At 48.7% G+C, this 20904-nt stretch carries 16 protein-coding genes; 5 read left to right on the top strand and 11 right to left on the bottom strand.

Translation table 11 applies throughout. The annotated features are described in order from the left end of the window. Positions 1–61 precede the first annotated feature (61 nt). The 3 genes from B2952_RS06735 (at position 62) to hisI (ending at position 4723) form a co-directional block, all read left to right on the top strand. A complete protein-coding gene (locus B2952_RS06735) occupies positions 62–2893 on the top strand; it encodes a glycoside hydrolase family 2 protein (RefSeq protein ID WP_290734761.1) in 2832 nt (943 codons plus the stop codon). A gap of 164 nt (positions 2894–3057) precedes the next feature. Continuing rightward, complete coding sequence (locus tag B2952_RS06730; protein ID WP_290734763.1) at positions 3058–4329, top strand: glutamate-5-semialdehyde dehydrogenase; 1272 nt, start codon at positions 3058–3060, stop codon at positions 4327–4329. 46 nt (positions 4330–4375) lie between these two features. Then, positions 4376–4723 carry a phosphoribosyl-AMP cyclohydrolase gene (hisI, locus tag B2952_RS06725; protein ID WP_290734765.1) on the top strand — a complete coding sequence of 116 codons (348 nt, stop codon included), beginning with the start codon at positions 4376–4378 and terminating at the stop codon, positions 4721–4723. A gap of 62 nt (positions 4724–4785) precedes the next feature. Here hisI and B2952_RS06720 read toward each other — a convergent pair whose 3' ends face one another. Continuing rightward, the gene (locus B2952_RS06720) at positions 4786–5964 is read right to left on the bottom strand and encodes an iron-containing alcohol dehydrogenase (RefSeq protein WP_290734767.1); all 1179 of its coding nucleotides are present in this window, start codon (positions 5962–5964) and stop codon (positions 4786–4788) included. A 210-nt stretch (positions 5965–6174) separates the two neighbouring features. Here B2952_RS06720 and aspS point away from each other — a divergent pair, with 210 nt between their 5' ends. Together aspS and aqpZ are read left to right on the top strand one after the other, a co-directional pair. Continuing rightward, complete coding sequence (gene aspS, locus B2952_RS06715) at positions 6175–7968, top strand: aspartate--tRNA ligase (RefSeq protein ID WP_290734769.1); 1794 nt, start codon at positions 6175–6177, stop codon at positions 7966–7968. Between the two features lie 189 nt (positions 7969–8157). Beyond that, entirely contained in the window at positions 8158–8898 is a 741-nt protein-coding gene (gene aqpZ, locus B2952_RS06710) for an aquaporin Z (protein ID WP_290734771.1), read from the top strand. Between the two features lie 141 nt (positions 8899–9039). Here aqpZ and B2952_RS06705 read toward each other — a convergent pair whose 3' ends face one another. The 10 genes from B2952_RS06705 to B2952_RS06660 all read right to left on the bottom strand — a co-directional run bounded on the left by B2952_RS06705 (position 9040) and on the right by B2952_RS06660 (position 20822). Continuing rightward, the gene (locus B2952_RS06705) at positions 9040–10338 is read right to left on the bottom strand and encodes an ATP-binding protein (protein WP_290727216.1); all 1299 of its coding nucleotides are present in this window, start codon (positions 10336–10338) and stop codon (positions 9040–9042) included. A 75-nt stretch (positions 10339–10413) separates the two neighbouring features. Next, positions 10414–11460, bottom strand: coding sequence for a nucleotidyltransferase family protein (locus B2952_RS06700; protein WP_290734773.1), 1047 nt, complete (start codon positions 11458–11460; stop codon positions 10414–10416). Positions 11461–11542: 82 nt separating this feature from the next. Next, a complete protein-coding gene (locus tag B2952_RS06695; protein ID WP_173382260.1) occupies positions 11543–11713 on the bottom strand; it encodes a hypothetical protein in 171 nt (56 codons plus the stop codon). Between the two features lie 8 nt (positions 11714–11721). Beyond that, positions 11722–12642 (bottom strand): hypothetical protein, encoded by a 921-nt coding sequence (locus tag B2952_RS06690; protein WP_290727214.1) that lies wholly within the window; start codon positions 12640–12642, stop codon positions 11722–11724. Between the two features lie 91 nt (positions 12643–12733). Continuing rightward, positions 12734–14863: a polysaccharide biosynthesis tyrosine autokinase gene (locus B2952_RS06685; RefSeq protein WP_290734775.1), complete on the bottom strand. Its 2130-nt coding sequence runs from the start codon at positions 14861–14863 to the stop codon at positions 12734–12736. Positions 14864–14913: 50 nt separating this feature from the next. Continuing rightward, a complete protein-coding gene (locus tag B2952_RS06680; RefSeq protein WP_290734777.1) occupies positions 14914–16113 on the bottom strand; it encodes a Coenzyme F420 hydrogenase/dehydrogenase, beta subunit C-terminal domain in 1200 nt (399 codons plus the stop codon). After that, positions 16114–17628 carry a lipopolysaccharide biosynthesis protein gene (locus B2952_RS06675; protein ID WP_290734779.1) on the bottom strand — a complete coding sequence of 505 codons (1515 nt, stop codon included), beginning with the start codon at positions 17626–17628 and terminating at the stop codon, positions 16114–16116. Further along, positions 17629–18717, bottom strand: a complete 1089-nt coding sequence (locus B2952_RS06670) for a polysaccharide pyruvyl transferase family protein (protein WP_290734781.1) — start codon at positions 18715–18717, stop codon at positions 17629–17631. After that, positions 18714–19766: a hypothetical protein gene (locus B2952_RS06665; protein WP_290734784.1), complete on the bottom strand. Its 1053-nt coding sequence runs from the start codon at positions 19764–19766 to the stop codon at positions 18714–18716. Before B2952_RS06665 ends, B2952_RS06670 begins: the two co-directional genes overlap by 4 nt. Before the next feature lie 9 nt (positions 19767–19775). Next, positions 19776–20822 carry a hypothetical protein gene (locus tag B2952_RS06660; protein ID WP_290734785.1) on the bottom strand — a complete coding sequence of 349 codons (1047 nt, stop codon included), beginning with the start codon at positions 20820–20822 and terminating at the stop codon, positions 19776–19778. Between the last annotated feature and the right edge of the window lie 82 nt (positions 20823–20904).

Here is a 20904-nt window from a genome sequence, read left to right as displayed (position 1 = left end):
TGACCCCCTATCGGCCAATTTTTTCTAAATTTTCCACGAAATTTTCATAAAGGACACCCGAATGAACAAGATTATGAGCCTTGACGGCGACTGGCAGATGAAATGGGACACTGAAGATTCCGGTATTTCCAACCGCTGGTACGCCACCTATCCCGAAGACACGGAGACCGTAACCGTTCCGCATATCTGGGAAAGGTCATTCGAAAAGCTTCTGATGTCGCAGGACTGCGCTTTCTATTTCAAGAGATTCACTATCGACGACGAAAAACAGGTCACCAAGCGCATATTCCTTAGGTTCGAACGCATCGCGACTCACGCGACCGTATGGCTCAACGGCAAGCTCCTCGGCGACCACTTCGGCGCCTACACCCCCTTTGTCCTCGAAACGCAAAAGGCCATCAAGCTCGGCGAAGAAAACATCCTCTGCATCCGCGTCGCGAACATGGGTGCAGCCAACAGCCGTATTGACTTCGGCCGAGAAACCCACGAAGGCGCGAACGACCGCTTTGCCCACCCCGGCGAAATGCCCGTCGGCCTCCCCTGGAACCAGTACCCCTTCGGCGGTATCTTCGGACACGTGGACCTCATCCTTGGAAACGCCGCTTTCATTTCCGACCTCCATGTCGAGCCCGACATGGACCAGGAACGCGTAGCGCTTGAAATCAGCTTCAACAACCCCCGCGGTTTCAACACACGCCTCCGCATCCTCATGAGGAACCCGAACGGCGACGTCTACGAATGGTTCAAGGACAGTCCCAAACTCGACAAGGAAAACGCGACGCTGCGCATCGTGCTCGGCATCAAGGACTTCAACCGCAGCAAGTGCGTCTGGAGCCCGGACCACCCCAACATGTTCGCCGTCGAAGTCCAGATGGAAATCAAGGGCGGCAAGGGCAAGGACCCGGAATACTCTTTCCCCGTCATGCGCACCTTCAGCTTCCGTAAGTTTGACTGCCTCAAGGGCGACTTCTACCTGAATGATTCCATCGTGAAAATCCAGGGCGTCTGCTACAACCAGCAGTGGAGCGAAGGCGGGCTCTGGACGACCGACAACCCGAACCTCAAGAAGGACCTTCAGGCCGTAAAAGACGCAGGCTTCAACACCATCCGCAGCTGCGGCGCGCCTCTCAGCACGGAAGCCCTCGACATATGCGATACCATCGGCCTTCTGGTGTTCCAGGAATTCCCCATCCACACCATGAAGTCGACCCCCAGCGGACTTGAATACGCCAAGAAGCTTATCAGCGACATTGTCAAGGAACAGCACCACCATCCGTGTATCGTCGCATGGGTCATGGGCTCCGAAAACGGGACCTTCATGCTGCAGAACGGCAACAAGTTGCTGAACGCCATCAGCCCCATCGACATGACGCGTCCGGCCATCAGCAACCTGGACAGCATCTACATCGACAACGAAGGTAATTTCCACAAGGACATCGGCAAGCTGCTTCCTGTTTCCGTCGACCGCATCTCGCAGTTTGCGACACTCGCCGTAAATCCGAAGATGAACCCGAATGCCGCCTACTCGCACTACCTCGCCCACTGCTTCAACAAGGACGAGGAAGAACTGATGGTCCCGGATTCTGGACTCGGCGACAGCCATTTCCAGGACGAAGACGAAAACGCCACGGAAATCGAAAACAAGATGCTCGTGACACTCAAGAACCACACTCTCCTCCCGAAGAGCGCGACCAATATCAAGGGTCCCCGTGGCATCAAGAACCAGAAGGCAGTCAAGAACTTCTACAAGCTGCTCGAGTCTTTCGTCAAGGAATCCGGTCTTTCCGTTTGGGATAGCGTCGATTCATTCATCAAGGATGCAAACAGCATCGCAACCAAGAGCAAGCTCGACCAGATTACCGCATTCCAGAGCAATCCTCAAATTTCAGGATTCTTCCTTAGCCAGTGGGCCGACTACGGAGTCGATTTCAGCGGCATCTGCGACGAAAACCGCAAGAGCAAGGGCATCGAATCCTTCTGCAAGGCGATTACGACAAGGAGCCGTGTCCTGGTCAGCGAACTGGAACACGTGGTCGCACCGCAGAGCGAGGTCAGCTTCCAGCTCACACTCCTGAACAACGACCGCTTCGAGAATGTCTCCGTCGACGTGAACCTCGTGGACGAGAGCGGCAAGTCGCTAGCCTCGCAGAGCCTGACACCGGAGGAACCCGCCGGCAAGACAAGCCTCACCCAGCTTGGCATCTGCACGCTGATGGTTCCGCGCAAGACCGGTAAATACGAAATCCGCATTTCGCTCAAGGACAACGGCAAGGAAATCAACACCTCTGCCGAAGACCTCATTGTCATTGAGCAGGCCGACGTGAAGAGCGCCATGAGCAAGGTTTGCTTCCTCGACAACAGTGAAGAATCCAGCGACGCTCTCGCAGCCCTCAGCGGTCCGGAAAAGATCATCTTCACAGCGAACCTCAGTTCCTGGCCCGACGAGATCCTCTCCAAGATCGTGGACGTGACCAAGAACGGCGGAAAGACGCTCCTGCTTTCGGACATGACGCAGGAAGATATCGACTTCTTGAACCAGAGCCACAACTTCGACTTTACGGTGGAAGCGCACTGGAGCACGGGAGCCAACGGCACGAGTCTGCACTACCTCCCCAAGGATTCGGCGCTCCTCCCCGTTTTCGGGAACAAGAGCGTGCTAGACCACAATGCTGCAGCCGTGATGCCGGGACTTTCGCTGAACGAACTGCCGGGTGCAACCGTATACGCTCGTTCCGTAAGCATCAAGGACGGTGAAATCAAGACGGGAGTCGACCTGCAGAAATTGCCGTTCGGTGCAGGACAGATTGTTTTCAATCAGTTCAGCGTGTTCGAAGGCCTCGAGACGAATGCCCTCGCCGACGCCTTGTTCACGGCCATCGTAAGCCAGCTCTAGTCGTAAAAAGCATCAAAAAAGGACCCAGTGCGGAGAGAAACGCACTGGGTCTATACACCCAAGTCCGATACCGGCGACTACAAGACCTTGTCGCGGGTAAAAACAAACCTGTATTAGTAAAATACACAAAAGCGTGACTAAAATCAAGTTTCTATATTAAAAATATGCTGAAAAATTATTCCAACTTGGACGAATATTCAAATCTTCTGGCCCTGAACGCCAAGAAAGCAAGCAAGAACCTGCGTACGCTCTCCGGAGAAAAGCGGAGTACCGTGCTCAACCTCGTGGCAAAAATGCTCCGCGAGAAAAAACCGGAAATCCTTGCCGCCAACAAATTGGACCTTGAAGCCGCCGCCGGCAAGCTCGACGACGCCAAGATGGACCGTCTGACTTTGAACGACGCCCGCATCGAAGCGATGGCCAAGGGCGCCGAAGAAATCGCCGCGTTTACCGACCCGCTGAACCGGGTGCTGGAAAGTCGCGAACTGAAGAACGGAATCAAGATTAGCCGCGTGGCCGTGCCTATCGGCGCCGTATTTTTCATTTTCGAAAGCCGCCCGAACGTGACCATCGATGGCGCATGCCTCTGCTTTAAGGCGGGCAATGCCGTGATTTTGCGCGGTGGCAAGGAATCGCTGAATTCCGCCAAGTGCCTCGCGGGCATTTTCCACGAAGCTCTCGCCGAAGAAGGCATCGACCAAGACGCCGTGCAGCTCGTGACCGAAACGAGCCACGATTTGGTGGGCATGCTGTTGCAGCGCAGCGACTGCATCGACCTCGTGATTCCCCGCGGCGGCGAACGCCTGATCCGCGCCGTGGTCGACCAGAGCAAGATTCCCGTGATCAAGCACTTCAACGGCATCTGCCACGTGTACGTGGACAAGTCCGCCGACATCGAAAAGGCGGTGAACATCCTCATCAACGCGAAGACGCAGCGCACCGGCGTGTGCAACGCGATGGAATGCGTGATTATCGACCGCCATATCGATGACGCCAACGTCAAGAAACTCCTGGATTGCCTCGCCGACCGTGGCGTGGAACTCTTCGGCAACAAGGACGCCCAGAGCCACGACAGCCGCATCAAGGACATCGGCGACGACTCCAACTACCACCACGAATACCTCGCCCTCAAGGCAAGCGTCAAGTTCGTCGATAACGTCGCCGAAGCATGCGACCACATCGAAGCGAACAGCAGCCGCCACACCGAAGCGGTCGTCGCCGAAGACGCTAGCGTGCAGGATTACTTTGTCGCCAACGTGGACAGCAGCAGCGTGATGGTGAACGCCAGCACCCGCTTTGCAGACGGTGGCGAATACGGCCTGGGCGCCGAAGTGGGCATTTCTACCGACAAGCTGCATGCCCGTGGCCCGATGGGCGTAGAAAGCCTCTGCACCTACAAGTGGGTTCTGCGCGGCAACGGCCAGGTGAGGGCATAACTAGACGAAAGAACGGCGCTTTGCGCCTACAGACGAAAGGCGAAAGATGAGCTTTGATGAATTAATTAAAGAGATTAAATTCGAAGTGGTCGTGGACGGGGTTGCACTTGCGCCGGCAATCGTGCAGGACGCCGACAAGGGCGACGTTCTGATGATGGCCTGGATGAACGAAGAAGCACTGCGCCGCACACACGAATGCGGCGAGATGGTATTCTGGAGCCGCAGCCGCAAGGAATACTGGCACAAGGGCGACACGAGCGGAAACGTGATGACGGTCGTTGAATGGGCCGCCGACTGCGACTCTGACGCATTGCTCTTCAAGGTCCGCATGCAGGGCCCGCAAGTCGCTTGCCACACGGGCGCCCGCAGCTGCTTCTTCAAGAAATGCGATTAACTTTCGCTTAAAATTTTCGTCCTAAATATTAAAAGCAGCGACTAAATATTTTTCTTTGCGAATCAATCAAGAGAGGCGTGGGCGGCAATGGTGTAAATCGCGGTCACGTCCTTCGCCTTGAGCGGCACGAAGCCCCAGCCGTCGCCCGGGTTCAGCTTTTCCACCATCTTCGGGATATCCTCTTCCTTCGCGCCGAGTTCTGCAAAGTTAATCGGCATACCGATGGAATGCAAGAAGCGGCGGAATGCCTTGATGCCTTCGAGGGCGGTGGCCTTCGGGTTCTCGAAATTCATCTCGCAGCCGAACACGCGCGTTGCCATCTGAGCAAAGCGCATCACGTTGTGGTCCACCACGTATTCCATCCAGGCGGGCATGATGACTGCTAGGCCCGCGCCATGGGCGCAGTCGTAAAGCGCCGAAAGTTCATGTTCGATGGCGTGGCTGTTCCAGTCCTGACTGCGCCCGCAGCCCACAACGCCGTTGTGGGCTACCGTCCCCGCCCACATAATGTTTGCACGCACCTGGTAGTTGGCGGGGTCGGCAATGGCGCGGGGGCCTTCCTTCACCATCGTGAGGAGCACCGCTTCGCACAGGCGGTCGGTAATTTCCACTTCCAGCGTGTTCGTGAAGTAACGTTCAAAAACGTGAGCCATGATATCGGTAATGCCGCAAGCCGTCTGGTAAGCAGGCAACGTGCAAAGGAGCGCCGGATTCTGCACCGCGAATTTCGGGCGAATATGTTCGCTGCTTGCACCGCGCTTGAGCATGCCATCTTCCTTGGTGATCACGGAGTCGCCGCTACCTTCGGAACCGGCAGCCGCAATCGTCTGCACCACGCCAATCGGGAGCGCTGCCGCCGCCGAGGCCTTGCCATCGTAAAAGTCCCAAAAATCGCCATCGTAAACAGCACCCATCGCAATGGCCTTGGAACTATCAATCGTAGAGCCGCCACCCACCGCAAGGATAAAGTCAATACCGTTCTGGCGGACAATCTCAATGCCCTTGTACACAAGCGAATCATGCGGATTCGGCTTCACGCCACCCAGTTCCACATGCGGAATTCCTGCAGCGTCAAGGCTCGCCTTCACTCGGTCAATCAAGCCGGAGCGTACCGCAGAGCCACCACCGTAATGAATCAGCACCTTCGTGCCGCCATACTTCTTGACAAGCGCACCGCACTCGTTTTCGCGGTCCATGCCAAATATAAATTCCGTGGGGCTGTAGAAATTGAAATTTTCCATATTCCATCCTTATGTTTTTTGCTTAAAAATACAAGATTTTGACAACAAAAGCGGGAGTTTCTCCCATTTTTCTGTTCACAGGGGGAAACATCCTGATTTCATCATATCGGACCCGCTTGTTCTACACTTTTTCCTTGTTTTTACGCCTCACTCGCCCCAAACTCTTTTGCTATATTTACACCCGAAAAAAAACTATCCAAGGATACTAACATGAAACGTACTCATAACTGCGGCCAGCTGCGCAAGGCAGATGTTGGCCAGACTGTAACACTCGCCGGTTGGGTGGATCGCCGCCGCGACCATGGTGGTGTGATTTTTGTGGACCTCCGCGACAAGTATGGCAAGACCCAGATCGTCTTCAACCCGGACTACAATGCCGACGTGATGAAGACCGCCGAACAGCTCCGCAACGAATACGTGATTACGGTGACCGGCAAGGTTTACGCCCGCGAAGAAGGCAACGCTAACGAGAAGCTCGCCACGGGCGAAATCGAAGTCAAGATCGACCAGATTGAAATTTTGAACGCGGCCCTCACCTCCCCCTTGGCCATCAACGACCCGAACGAAGAGTGCAAAGAAAACGATGACCTGCGCCTACAGTACCGCTACCTAGACCTCCGCCGTCCGTGGATCCAAAAGAAGCTCCTCCTCAAGAGCCGCTTCCTCAAGGCCGTGTACGACTTCTTCTACGCTAACGGTTTTGAAAACATTGAAACTCCGGTGCTCTGCAAGTCCACTCCGGAAGGCGCCCGCGACTACCTGGTGCCGAGCCGTGTGAACCCGGGCAAGTTCTACGCCCTCCCGCAGTCTCCGCAGCAGTACAAGCAGCTTTTGATGATTGCCGGCATGGACCGTTACTTCCAGATTGCCAAGTGCTTCCGCGACGAAGACCTCCGCGCCGACCGTCAGCCGGAATTCACGCAGATTGACGTCGAGATGTCCTTCGTGGACCAGGACGACGTGATGGAAATGTTCGACAAGTTCGTGACTGAAGTTTTGGGCAAGGTTTGGAACTTCGAACCGCCGCGCCACATCCGCCGCATGAAGTGGCACGAAGCTATGCTCAAGTACGGTTCCGACAAGCCGGACCTCCGCTTCGACCTCGAAATCCACGACGTGTCCGAAATCGGCGCCAAGTCCGAATTCGGCGTGTTCAAGAACTGCGTTGCCGCCGGTGGCAAGATTCGCGGTATCGCCGCCAAGGGCTGCGTGGACTTCACCCGCAAGCAGATCGACGAACTCACCGCCTACGTGGGCAAGTACGGTTCTAAGGGCCTCGTGTGGATGCGCGTCAAGGAAAACGACGAAGTGGAAACCCAGGTCGGCAAGTTCTTCACGACTGAACAGCTCAACGAACTGCGTGACGCCGTCGGTGCCAAGTGCGGCGACATGATGTTCTTCATCGCAGGCCCCGAAAAGGTTGCAGCAACCGCCATGGGCCAGCTCCGCCTGGAAGTCGCCCGCATCAAGGGCCTCCGCGATCCGAAGAAGCGCGAATTTGTTTGGATTACCGAATTCCCGATGTTCGAATACAGCGACACCGAAGGCCGCTACATGGCCATGCACCACCCGTTCACCAACCCGCTCCCGGAACACCTCGACATGATGCTCGGTGGCAATCTCAAGGATTGCAACGCCGAAGCCTACGACCTCGTTCTGAACGGCGTGGAAATCGGTGGCGGTTCTATCCGTATCCACAACCCGGAAGTGCAGGAGAAGGTGTTCCGCCTGCTCGGCCTCTCCGAAGAACAGGTGAAGGAAAAATTCGGCTTCTTCGTCGACGCCTTCAAGTACGGCGCTCCTCCGCACGGTGGCCTCGCCTTCGGCTTGGACCGCGTTGTCGCTACCATGGAAGGTGAAGAATCCATCCGCGACTTCATCGCGTTCCCGAAGAACACAAGCGCTTCTAGCCCGATGGACCAGTGCCCGAGCGAAGTCGACCTCCAGCAGCTGCAGGACATCCATATCTCCGTGCAGATGCCCAAGGGCGCCGACAAAAAGTAAGGCTATCGTCATGCTCGCGAAGGCGAGCATCTACCCTTTCAAAGTAGTCCGGTTCAACCGGACTATTTTTTTTGCATACAACTGTGAGTTTACTCACGAAAACTTTTTTTCTCATTTTTTTGCTGAATTCATGCAATTCGCTTTGCTAAATTAAGGCACAACTTTTAACCCCAAACTATGGAGATGTTTATGAAACTTACTACTCGTGCCATTGCCGAAGCTATCGGCACCTTCTGGCTTGTGTTTGGCGGCTGCGGTGCCGCCGTGCTTGCTTGCGGCGTTCCGACCACCGGTATCGGCTACATGGGCGTGTCGCTCGCATTCGGCCTCACCGTGCTCACCATGGCATACGCCATCGGCCACATTTCGGGTTGCCACCTGAACCCGGCCGTCACGCTGGGCCAGGTTGCCGGCGGCCGCTTCCCCGCTAAGGAAGCTCCGGCCTACATCGTGGCCCAGGTCATCGGCGGTATCGTCGCTGCGGCAGTGCTCTACTGCATCGCCCAGCCCGACCTCACCAACGCAGGCATTGGCGCATTCGCCACCAACGGCTGGTCCGACACGCTCACCAACGGCGTGAACGCCTTCGGCGGCAAGACCACCGGCATGTGCGGCGCGTTCCTGATAGAAACCGTGCTCACCGCCATCTTCCTGTTCGTGATTATGGGCGCTACCGACGGCCGAGCTCCGGCAGGCTTCGCCCCGATTGCCATCGGCCTCTGCCTCACGCTCATCCACCTCATCTCTATCCCGGTGACCAACACCTCCGTGAACCCGGCCCGCTCTACCGCAATGGCAGTGTTCGTTGGCGGGGCCGCCATCAAGCAGCTCTGGCTCTTCTGGGTCGCCCCGATTCTCGGCGGCGTCATCGGCGGCGTTGCATACAAGTGCTTGGCCGAATGCAAGTGCTGCAAGGGCGAAAAGAAGTAAGGCGATCGTCATGCTCGCTATACGATACTTGGCAACTTGTTGCCATAGTAGAGTTATCCTCTTTGGGGAGAAGTCGAGCATCTTTCTAAAAAAAGCGCGGCCCCATCTGGCGACAGTTGGGCCGCCATTTTTATTACATAATTATTCGAGACAGAATTTCCAAATTGGAATCACATTAATGCCATTTTCTAATATGGCTTCCGAATTCCATGTAACGATGCAGCAATTTTTCACTTTAATTTCTTCTTTCGCCAAACGAATCGCATCTATCTCTCTCTTGAACGTGTCCTGCTGTTCCATATCCCAAGCAACCTGAACGAGTCGCCTAGATTTCGTATCAAGATTCGTAACAAGGAAATCAACTTCGCCGCCAGCACGATTGATATAATACTCAATTTTATTATTTCCACGCCGGAAATGCATAAAAACAAGGTTCTCTAGAAGCCACCCTTTTTCAGCATCATTCTTTGGCGTCATCGCACGAACAACCCCAGTATCAACCATATAATATTTATCAGGATTTGTTCTACGCACCGAAACAGAATCCGTCCTTATAGATACAGGATAAATGAGATACGCATCGGCTAAATAGCGAAGATAATTAGAAATATATTCACGATTGTCCGAAATCCCCATTGCCTTCAACGTGCCAGAGATGGCACGAGTCGAAACTTTCCGCGCATAATTATGGATAACATAATCTAAAGTATACCGAAGCGCCTGCACACTCGAAATTTCATGCCGTTCTATAACATCCCTAAATACAACGGCATTCACATACTCCTGCAACAACTTGTTCCGGACACGAACATTCTCCCCTTGTATATCAGGGAAACCACCCTCGTCCAAATATCGAGCCATGGCATTACGCAATAAACCACTAGTCCTAGACGAAAATGGTTTTTCAGGAACATTCTTAAAAATCCCATTAAATTGCAGAAATTCCGAAAAAGACAGAGGAAAGACCTCCATATCCAAAGATCGACCACGAAGTTGAGTCGCCACCTCTGATGAAAGCAACTTAGATGAAGATCCGGTCACACATAGTTGAACCAACGCAGAATCTATTAGACGTCGAGCATAAAATTCCCAGCCATCAACATCCTGTAACTCATCCAAAAAATACCAGCATTTTTCCCGAGCCGCCTCAGGAAACATTGTCGCATGCACATCACCGATAAGATGGAGATCGTCCACCTTGATACCCCTTAAACGCTCATCATCAAAGTTGACATAAACAATTCGATTCAGAGGCAAACCGGCATCAATAAGTTCGTGCATACGCTGGTACGTTATATAGGTTTTCCCAGTGCGACGCATACCGATAATAGAAGTGGCATTTCTTTTTTTTTCGAGAAATTCTACAGGGCGACGGCAAACATCTGTCGGCACGCCATTCTCATAAAATTCACGCAAAATTTCGGCAATTACTTTTTCCATATCAACAATATACACAAAATTGGCATAAAAAACAAGCCAATTTTATAAAAAATTGGCATATTTTTTACGCCATATCTATTTGTGACGTTCTTTATACTGGCGGAGGGCCAGAATGCGCTGGGGCATCAAGAACACGAACGAAGCCCAGTAGCGCAGCAGGAACCACGAAACTTCGGAGAAATCGAACGGGAGGAATGTGACCAGACGGAGGCGGTTTTTTAGCCACCAGCGCCAGACAGAACCGCGACGCCGATCCGCGAATTTCCCGAAGTTGCCGTCACGCATGATTTCACGAAGGAGAATGCGACCGCGGCGGGCATCGGGCGGGCAAAGCAGGTATTCACTTTCTAGTCCGAGACATTTCGTAAGCACCCACATGAGGGCACCTGCAAATCGCCGCAAGTTCATGGCCCCGAGCAGCGAGGCAATCTCGGTACGTTCCTCACTCGACGATGCTTGAAGCAGCATGAAGTAATCTACCAGCTGGCGCATCCCTACCCCGAGGCCCAGCATGTGCTTGTAGATATGCGAGAGCTGCATGACCAGCGCGAACTTGCTGGAAGGGGCATAAAAGCCCTCGGGCACAAGTGTCGCGTTGTGCGTTTCCGCGTCAAGGAATGCGAGCATGCGTTTGTTCGCAAAAGGGCTGCAACGGTCGACCCCGAACCCGAAATGAACCTCGACCTCTTCCCCGAACACCTTCTTGGGAAGAAGGACGTCGTGGCTAGAGATCTTCGTATCTTCTAGCAAGTCCATCTTCCGGAGCAGCTCAAGAACACGTTCTCGCCCGCCAGAAACCCAGATGTCGATATCTCCCGTCTGGCGGATAAACTTGTCCGGGTAAAGCAGGGAATTCGCCTGCCCCTTGAGAATGAACGATTGGCAACCTTCCGCAGCAAACTTCTGAGTCAACTCGCTAGAACACGCATAATGCCGCTCGTTCAGCGACCGGACGCCCTCAGCCTGGTAATACCATTTGAGATAAAGCTGGCGCGGCATCCCGAGAGTTTCGGGCTTCCCTGATGAAAGCTTTTGAATCGCATAAAAGGCAACACCCAAAAGCGACTGCCGACCATACAGCCTGTATAGCCATTCCCAGTCTTCGGCAGAAATATCGCCCACCCCAAAAACAGGAAACTCCCGCGAAGCCCCTATGGCAAATCGCAGGAGTGTAAAGAAGAGACGCGTACGCCTCGTAGAATCGTTATGCGATACGGTCTGCACCTTCGTTCAGGTTGAATCCGAGTTCGTCGTCGTAGTCATCGGCATCGGGACCGTCACCACCGGAACCAGCGAGCAGGTACATGTCACCGCGCATATCGATAAAAGTGAGCTTCGGGGCAACGTATTCTTTCTTTTCAAACTTCAAATTCATATCCACCCCTACTTGATGATAACCTTGTTGCCGTTGTGGAAATAGGTACCCTTGATGGTCGGCTTCTTGTCAAGCTTGCGGCCCTTCATGTCAAACCAGCCGGTCGCCGTTGAGAACTCGCCCGTGTGCGGGTTCAGCATGTAAATTGCAGTGGTTTCATCTTCATCATGGAAAACAACCTCGATCGTGGAAGGCAAATCTTCTACATCGATAGAGGCGGTTGCAGAATTCGTAGCGCTCTTGGTAAGAACGGCGCTATTGTTGTAAATCAGATAGCCGCGGAACGGACGGATATAGGCACCCGCCTTGACCCTCACGAACTGGCCCTGCTTAATGGTCTTGCCATCAACTTCCTTTTCCTTTGCAGCAAAGCCATAAACACGACCAATATCAGAGTCTCCCTCATCCCAAGTCTTATAGGAATACATGCCCCGAAATTCCCAGTTATCGAAAGAGAACTTTGTATCGGCACCGACCGTCTTCTTCATGGTTGTTTTACCAGCACACCATGCAGGAAAAACAACCTGGTTTTTATTGGGACGCACGAAATAAGGCCTATTGGCGGAAAAATCCCCGTTACTGCCCATGTTTTTCGTATCAATCTGCCAAGTTTCCGAGGAACCATTAAATGCAATCCCCGTCATTTCGTAAATCTGACCGAATTCAGAAAGACATCCATTCGGGAAATCAAAAGGCAGCATCAAGGTACCAGGCTTGCCCCATTCACCCGAATAATCACGATCGTAATAGATGGAATCCACCTCGACATCTTCCGCAATCTCGACCGTTTCCGTCGAGGTACCGCTAATGAGGGCAGTCTTCTTGCCATTAAGCATCTTAACGGTAATTGCGCCATATTCGCCAAGAATAGCGCCCTCTTCCTGGGCAAAAACGCCCACGACAGCGAACGAAAGTGCCAAAACGGCCATTTTTTGGGAAAAATTCATATTCAACCTATAGATTTAGGCCAAATATAGAAAAATGTAATATTTCCGTAAAGTGTCGAGCATCACACAAAAATCACGCTTTTTTGCCGTAATAGCCCTTACCGTAGTACCCGTAGCCGTATCCATAGTGGCCAGGTTCGCGTTCGCAGTGGTTCATCACGATAGCGGCGGGCTTGTCCGAATAGCGACGTACGCGTTCGACAGTTTCCTTGATTTCATCCATGCTATGGCGACCATAATGGAGCACGAAAAGCGAGAAGTCCACCAACGGACAAATAAGTTCAGCATCGGTCACCAAGTTCAACGGTGGAGTGTCGACGATTACCAGGTCGAACTTTTCACGGGCTTCCTTAAGGAGTTTGTCCATGGCATCGCTACGGAGTAGTTCGCAAGCGGCAAGCTTTGTCTTGCCCGCGTTCATTACAAACAAATTATCGTCATGTTTTTGTGAAACAGCTGTGTCAAGAGTCGCAATTCCCGCCAAAACATCAGCAAGTCCAAACTTTGAGCGTCCGTGAATTACACCACGGCGCATATCTGCATCTATTAACAGTACCTTCTTGCCACTCGCCGCAATCGTCGCCGCCAGGTTCAGCGAAACAAAACTCTTACCCACACCAGGAATCAGCCCCATTACAAGCACAACGCTATGTTCCGGTTTCGGCATCAGGAAAATCAAAGCCGTCTGCAGCGAGCGGAATGATTCACTTACTTTATCTTCTCCCGCCTGAAGCACGAACGGTAAACCATGGTGCAGGTGCTTATGACCGCGCAGCAACTTATTGGACGATTGAGGGATCTTCGCAAACACGCTGAGACCAGTCTCACGTTCGATTTCGGAAGCGCTGCGAACACCGTTTTTCAGGAATCGCATCAAAACAACAAATAGAATTCCTAAAGCAAATCCGAAAGCTACGGAAGCTATTATAATTCTCGACTTATTCGGCTTACTCTGGCTCGGCTCGATTTGTGCAAAATCAACTATACGAACGTTGCCCACCTCGCCCGCTCGCACCACGCGTAGCTGCTGGATGTTGTTGAGCATGTTGGTGTAGACCTCGTTATTGACGGCCACTTCTTCTTGCAGCCGTTTCACCTCTTGCTGGGTGAGCGGCATCTTTTCAGCATTTTTCTTAAGTTGGGCTAGTTCGGCCCTCACCTTGTTCTGCTGCTTGACGATGGTCATGACATTGGGGTGTTCTGCTTTGAACAAACGAAGGGCAGACTGACGTTCCTGCTCCAACTGCATAATCTGGCGCTGAAGCTGACCCTCCTTGTCGAGATGCGCCTTGGTCTCGCCGCCAATATCCACGGAACCAACCTTATGGCGATAGTCTGCCAAGACCTTCTCGGCACTATCTAATTTGGCCTTGACTCCCGGAAGTTGCCCTTCAAGGAACTCCAGAGTCTTTTCAGCCTCAGCACTGCGCATTTCTACATTCTGGCGTAGGTATGTTTTCGCAATAGTATTCAAGATGGACGCAGCACGATCCGGGTAACGATGGCTATAGCGGACCGAAATGATACCCGTCTGCTTACCTTTTTCAGCCACGTTTAAAGACGCCTTTAGTGCACGTTCCGCCTTCAAGGGCGAGCCCTGGACAATCTGGAATTTTTGCCCCTTACGAGCCTGCATGTAATTTACGCGGATTGTCAATGTATCGCCCGCAAACACAGCCGAATAGACTTCGCCAACACGCCCTTCCAAGGCAACCTTGCCATCCGGCGCGATTACCGCATAGGAATTTTCACCCTTGACGACTGCGATCCACTTCTTTACACGGAGTTTTTCCGGGATAATCAGTGAATCGACATCCATACGACCTTCCTTATGGGTAAACCTGTCTGACACCCCGATAGGGATAGTCCATATATGGAGATGTTCGATCGCTACCACTTCACTGAGAACCATGCGGCTCTTGATAAGTTCTATTTCGGCATCTGCAGGGCTTGCCAGGTCAAGGACTGCACCCATCTCGCCAAGAGCCTTGGTCGACTTGCTGCTAGATCCCTTGACATTGACTTGAAGAAGAACATCGCTCGTGAACTGCGGACGGACCCACATGGCATAGGCATACCCAAAGACAACTGTCAAAAGAGTGAACAGGAAAATAACCCAACGCCTGTTCCAAAGGGTTTGAGCAACATCGAGCAGCGTTATCGAGCCTTCTAACGGTTGTATTTTCTTTATGTTCTCATCCATCTTTTAGATTCCATCACAGTGTTATCGGAAATATACATAAAAATATTAGGTCATTTTCTCAATCTATTTGTTATCCGTAACTTAACACGACCAAGACAACCTCGAACCATATAATAAAAGCGCCAATGCAAGGGCAAATTGCCATCACATTTTTGGATTAGTTCCTCAAGTGTGTATTTATTCAGATTTTCAAAGAACATCGCCCGGTTCCTGTGCGGGCGGATGGAACGCACTATGCAAGGATTTCCGGCCACAGCCTTTTCAAGGGACGATTCACAAAGAACAAGACCTTTCGAAATAGAATTGAACAAAAACTCGCCATGGGCGGTATTCAGCAAAACAACGGAGGTTCCCTTGTCGTCGTCCATTTCTGGGTGAATTTCAGCAATATTCCAATAATCCCCCAAAGTGACATCAGCGATGCGAGGGATTTTCCCATAACGGCAAGCAACACAACTTTTATTCAAGCAAAGATTTCTCAAAAACAGGCGCATAAAAGTGTCTTCATGCAATGTTTGAGAGAACGATTCTCTATTTCCTGCAGGCATTTTCAATGACGAAGTCATCGAAAACAATCGCCATCCTTTACTCTTATCTCGAAAATACGTTTTCAACACCATTGCTGATTTTTCACGTTCCAATTCTTTGATATAATTTTCAAAAACCTTTACACTAGATACTCCATGGCAAACAACATCTACCGTAAACAAGTTTGCCGAGTTCGCCTGATTGCCAAGAACCGCATAGAGTGCGGCGACCTGGCAGGGGGTTCCCGAAAAGAGGACCCTTTTTCCCGCTTTCAGCAATGCACGGACATCCCTATATATGGTTCCTGATTCAGCCTGCACATACTTGGAACCACGCAGTTTTGCCAAATCAGCCTTGTTGTCTACAACAATATGACCAAAGCGGGTCGAGCTTAGCTGGGCCACGCCAACGACGACACCCCCATCGTCCAGGACATTTTCCGCTAAGATCGTAAAAACACCCCCACTAGAAGACTGAAGGCGAATATCTTCGTTCAAAACGTAAGCCGCAACGGTTTTCGGAGCTTTAGAACTTCCGTTAGGGTTAAATACATCGTTTTCCCAAGGACATTTTTTTTCACACAGGCCGCATTTAACACACTTTGACGGATCTACCACCGGCCTGTAAAACCCCTCTTTGCTCAACATCATAGTAATGGCACCGTGCGCACATACGTTGGCGCAGGCACCACAGGATGAACAATTTTTGACGGGGATATTCATCTAGGACTTCTTCTGTAATCTTTTTATGGGTTGCAATATCAATTCACGTTCATAGGCATTCATGGAGAAGGCGAAGAACAAAGGCAAATAAACGAGCAAGTACAGGATAATGCCTAAACAGAGTTTCTGTACAGAATCCAGGACAAATTGCCACAATACGAAATAAGCCGCTACTGTCACAAATGCCGGAACTATCGACATCTTGAGGATTTCTACCCAAAAACGGACGATATTTATTTTTTGCCGCACCTGGTAATAGACGTTCATCACAATTATTTGGCCTAGTACCAACGCCCCGGCAACGGCGCAGGCACATCCAATACCGCCATAACGTTTCGCCAATGGAATTTGAGTGGCAAGGCTCACCAAAGAAATCACCAAATACAGAAGCGAACGAAACTTCATCTGGTTTCGCGCCTGTAAAATCGCAATGCCAAGGTTTTGAATCAGCGGCACCGTCAACGGGACAAAGAATAAGAGTGCAATCACGTAGGCGTCTTCATAGCCATCCCCAGCCCAAAGATTAATGAACTGACGACCGAAAAGAATAAAGCCCGACAGTACAAGAGCCATAACGCAATACTGAACGCGCCCCGTCTTAATAAACAAATCGGAAATCGCCCTACCGCCGCTATCATTTACCGTCATTGCAGTAACTTTAGGCAAAAAAACTCCGCTTATCGCAGTGGAAAAACTCATGTACATTTGCTCTAACTGGATCGCAACCGCAAAAACAGCAACTGCTGCGGGACCAGCAAAAGCGCCAAGTACAAACTGCCCCGTACTCCAATAGATGCGGTCCATGATAACGTTTAAGAAAATCCAGAACGAATAAAGCGAGACTTCCTTCAAAAATAACAATTCGAACTTGCCGAACTTCAGCTTGACATTCAAAAATCGTTTGCAGTACCAGTAGTTTGCAAGCAATGTCACGACATTGAAAACAGTCGCCACAACCACCATAGCGATAGCCTTGTAGCCCATAGTAAGCAAGACTATCATCGTTGCCGTATTCAACACAATGCGGACAATCGCAACTACCTTTTGGAATACGAACTGTTCGTACGCAGTAATAATGGAGCCGAAGATGCTCAACGGGAACGTTATAGCAAGGTTACCGACCATCAGGGCCAAAACAACCTTGGTACGAGACAATTCCACGGGAGTCATCGCAGCATCAAAAATGTTCCCCGCATTCAGACACAGGATTCCCCCGGCAACCAAAACGACAAAACTGATTATACAATAGAGTAGAAAGAACATCCCGAACATCTTGTGCTGTTCTTCAACCTTGCCCTCCGCCCTGTACTTTGCTGTATAGCGGACAATGGCGTTGCCAAAACCCAAATCCAAGATGGTCAAATAAGCAACAATGGACGCAGCAATGGAATAGAGCCCATACTCCGACTTACCAAGCATACGGAGCATGAACGGTGTATAGACCAGGCCCACAAGGTTTTGCAGGGCAAGGACCACATACGAGAGTAAAGCGCCTATTTTAAGCTGGGATTTCATTTATAATTCCAACGCATTTTTTAGCCAATCGCACGAAAAAATTCGCCATTTTTCAACTGCCAAATTCACTTGATTCCAATCTATAGGTTGTTCCATTTGTTCCTGTATTGACATATTCGAATTCCACACTCTATCAAGCAAATCTGTTTTTTTTAACAAGTTTAAAATCCTATCATTCAATTGACGTGCATCTCCCTTTACTGGGAAAAATAGAAATGGTTTATTGAACAGCAACGCAAAAATTGTCCCATGGAAAGAATTCGTATATATACAATCGGCAGAAGAATAGGATGCCAGCCAATCTTGTATCGTCTTCTTTTTGGAAAAAACCGATTTTAATGTTTTTCTTGATTTTTGACAATCCAGCCGATCATAATGTACTTTTTTTTTCAGTGTATATTCTATGATTTCTTTTTCAGGGATATCAGTTGGCCATCCAATGAAATACGCAAAAGAACGTTTTCTTCTATCAGATGATAACAAAGTGTCATAATCTTCTTTTTCTAGTAACAAGGTTGGATCACAAACTGAAACGGCATCACTACGACCTAACCGGGAACATATATCTATTCCAGAATCTTCTCTAACACTAATTGCATCAAAATCAAATATTTTCTCTTTTACAAACTCTGAGAACTCTTTTGAAAGAGACGAAGCACCAAAACTTGCGGCATAAGAAATTTTCTTTATCGGTTTAGGTACAAAACTAAGAAAATTTAATTCACCATATTCACCACACCCAACACCTTCACTCCATACAACATCACTACCACAAATAACAGCGTCATAGGTTAAATCTGAAGGCTGGAAATCTGCTTTTGATTTAAAAATTTTTTTAGAGCATGATAAATATTTTTTTCGAAAGCATCGAATTTTCTTTCCACCACTTCCTAAATAGGAAAGATGAAAAAATCTATGAACAAATAATTTGATTTTCCTTGGAAATGGTAATAAACATTGATCTCTTTCAGTACGAATCAATACGGGAGCATTTCCCATTGCTTTTAATGCTCTCTGCAACGCATAACCCTGCAAAATTTGTCCAAAATTATCCGCAGATTGCCAAAATGTCACAACACCGATTCTCATTTCAGAAATATATTTCCTAAAGATTTTTTGAAATTTTCTTCCAAGTTAAGTATGGTTTCACGATATTCATCAAAATCAGAATAAACTTTTTCGTAATTCTGCAACACGAAGCGAATTTTTTCAGCAATCTCATGAATTTGTTTACTAGGTCTACCAAATTTATATTCATCTGGAATTGGAACGTCTCCATGAAAAGATGCCGCCCCTCTTTTCCCTGTAATAATCGCACAGCCGAACAAAACAGCTTCTTTGGGAATGCGTTCAGCACCAGGAAAAGCCCCGAAATCAACATACAACTTAGATGTCATATATTTCGAAACAATTTCATCCTGCGTTAAACCAGTTAATGGTTCAAATTTAATTTCCGGCAAAAATTTGGAAAGGTATCGAACAAAATAGCCACACCTCTTTGGATTATAAAGAACAACATCATTCCTTTCTATAAAAGGAATTTTATTTTTGTTTTCATTATATAATTCCAAGAAAAACTTGCTTAATGGTTCTATACCTATTGCTACTTCATTTTTTGTTCTCTTTGAAACATAATCATACGCATGAAAAGAAGCACAAATATGTTTGACATTTCGTTGTTCTTTTCTAAATGTATACGGAGTCTTTTTCAAAGTCTTTTGAATTGCATCTAAAAGATGAACTCGATAATATTTGAAATTTTTCACAATCCTTAATGGCAAAGAAATAAAGAAAAAAGTTTTCCAGAAGAAATTTGCATGCAGCACATTATTATTTACGCCCAACCACCATATAAAGACCGTACTATGCTTAAATCTTTTTGCCAAACCGACAAATGTTTCCGTTATTATAACTGCATTTTTTTGACTATCCTCAACTTCGTCTTCTTTCAAAAATGAAGAAACATATTTTTGATATAGCTTGGGAATGGAATAGTCTTTGTTTCTTGTCTGTGTAAAGTAAACTATTTCAGCAGCACATCCAATATAGTTTAAATAGTAAACAATTTGATGAAGGGCGTCCGGGCCTCCCGATACATTATCGTTCGGACAGAATACATATATATGTTCAAATTTCATAACTATTTCTCAAAAAATGTTGTCATTAAATTCAGAATATTTATCATATTGCGGAAAAGCCTTTCCCAAATAATATCCAAGAGCAATAGTAAAGCATCCAGAAGAAAACATCATTTCGGACGTTGCCGGCAAATAATACATTGAAAAAATAGATTTTCCAATTCCTATAAAAATAAGCAAACCAATTGCAATAAACGAATCTTTATCAATTTTTGATTTTACCCATGTGTATACAAAGCCAATCCAATATAAGCCATAAAGAAACACACCCAAAATACCATTCTCTAACAAAATAGCAAGCCAGTCATTATGAGCAAAAGACACATTTACAGCGAGAGTTCCTTGCGCCCCGATACCCAATATCATTTGTCTATTACTTAAGGAATTCAAATAATAGTTCCATATTGTTTGTACATATGCATCTCGGCCACTGCTATTACCTACTAACGTCTGCTCAAATCGCCAAGATAAATATGGACTCAACGACATTTGATGGGCCACAAAAAAAATAATTCCTGCAAAAAAAAGTACCTCTATAAAGAAAAGTTTTATTTTTTCCTCTATGGAACATCCCACAAACATACATAATGTCAAAAAAAACGCAGACGTTCCACCCAAAATTATAGGTCCACGTTTGGCTCCAAGTATAAAAAAAGCAAGCATTACACTCAATAAAGCAAATTGAACAACTTTTTTATTTTTCAACAACAATAGCAGAGGCATTATACTCAAAAAAGAATACACACTAGTCACCGTATATTCATCCTGGTCTAATTTCAATAATGTAGCATATGATTTCTGAATTTCCAACGCCCCATAAAACGCGTAGATGCTTAACGCATATAATAGGATGAAAATCCATAGCATTCTTTTTTTATTAAGCCAACCACGACAGGTAAAAACATATACAGGAACAACAGACAACATTGAGGAAATAAGCCATAATATATACAAATATTTCCTCAAATTATGGCCAACGGCTTGCCAAAAAACATCTTCTCCAAGAAAAATTAAGACAAAGCCATAAGCAAATAAAACACCGACAAATAAAAACAAACATTTAAAATAAAAAGGTAATTTATAGTTTGATATAACATAAAAAGAATAATACAATGCAGTAACCGAGAAAAAAATTAAT

The organism is Fibrobacter sp. UBA7003, assembly GCA_002449765.1.
In the GTDB taxonomy this organism is placed as follows: Bacteria; Fibrobacterota; Fibrobacteria; order Fibrobacterales; family Fibrobacteraceae; genus Fibrobacter.
Note: the sequence above shows the minus strand (reverse complement) of the source record. Positions and strands in the feature narration are given on the sequence as shown.

Bases quoted from the DNA above. Each gene is read 5' to 3' on its own strand.
- B2952_RS06735 (WP_290734761.1), top strand. From the start codon at position 62: ATGAACAAGATTATGAGCCTTGACGGCGACTGGCAGATGAAATGGGAC.
- B2952_RS06730 (WP_290734763.1), top strand. From the start codon at position 3,058: ATGCTGAAAAATTATTCCAACTTGGACGAATATTCAAATCTTCTGGCC.
- hisI (WP_290734765.1), top strand. From the start codon at position 4,376: ATGAGCTTTGATGAATTAATTAAAGAGATTAAATTCGAAGTGGTCGTG.
- B2952_RS06720 (WP_290734767.1), bottom strand. From the start codon at position 5,964: ATGGAAAATTTCAATTTCTACAGCCCCACGGAATTTATATTTGGCATG.
- aspS (WP_290734769.1), top strand. From the start codon at position 6,175: ATGAAACGTACTCATAACTGCGGCCAGCTGCGCAAGGCAGATGTTGGC.
- aqpZ (WP_290734771.1), top strand. From the start codon at position 8,158: ATGAAACTTACTACTCGTGCCATTGCCGAAGCTATCGGCACCTTCTGG.
- B2952_RS06705 (WP_290727216.1), bottom strand. From the start codon at position 10,338: ATGGAAAAAGTAATTGCCGAAATTTTGCGTGAATTTTATGAGAATGGC.
- B2952_RS06695 (WP_173382260.1), bottom strand. From the start codon at position 11,713: ATGAATTTGAAGTTTGAAAAGAAAGAATACGTTGCCCCGAAGCTCACT.
- B2952_RS06690 (WP_290727214.1), bottom strand. From the start codon at position 12,642: ATGGCCGTTTTGGCACTTTCGTTCGCTGTCGTGGGCGTTTTTGCCCAG.
- B2952_RS06685 (WP_290734775.1), bottom strand. From the start codon at position 14,863: ATGGATGAGAACATAAAGAAAATACAACCGTTAGAAGGCTCGATAACG.
- B2952_RS06680 (WP_290734777.1), bottom strand. From the start codon at position 16,113: ATGAATATCCCCGTCAAAAATTGTTCATCCTGTGGTGCCTGCGCCAAC.
- B2952_RS06675 (WP_290734779.1), bottom strand. From the start codon at position 17,628: ATGAAATCCCAGCTTAAAATAGGCGCTTTACTCTCGTATGTGGTCCTT.
- B2952_RS06670 (WP_290734781.1), bottom strand. From the start codon at position 18,717: ATGAGAATCGGTGTTGTGACATTTTGGCAATCTGCGGATAATTTTGGA.
- B2952_RS06665 (WP_290734784.1), bottom strand. From the start codon at position 19,766: ATGAAATTTGAACATATATATGTATTCTGTCCGAACGATAATGTATCG.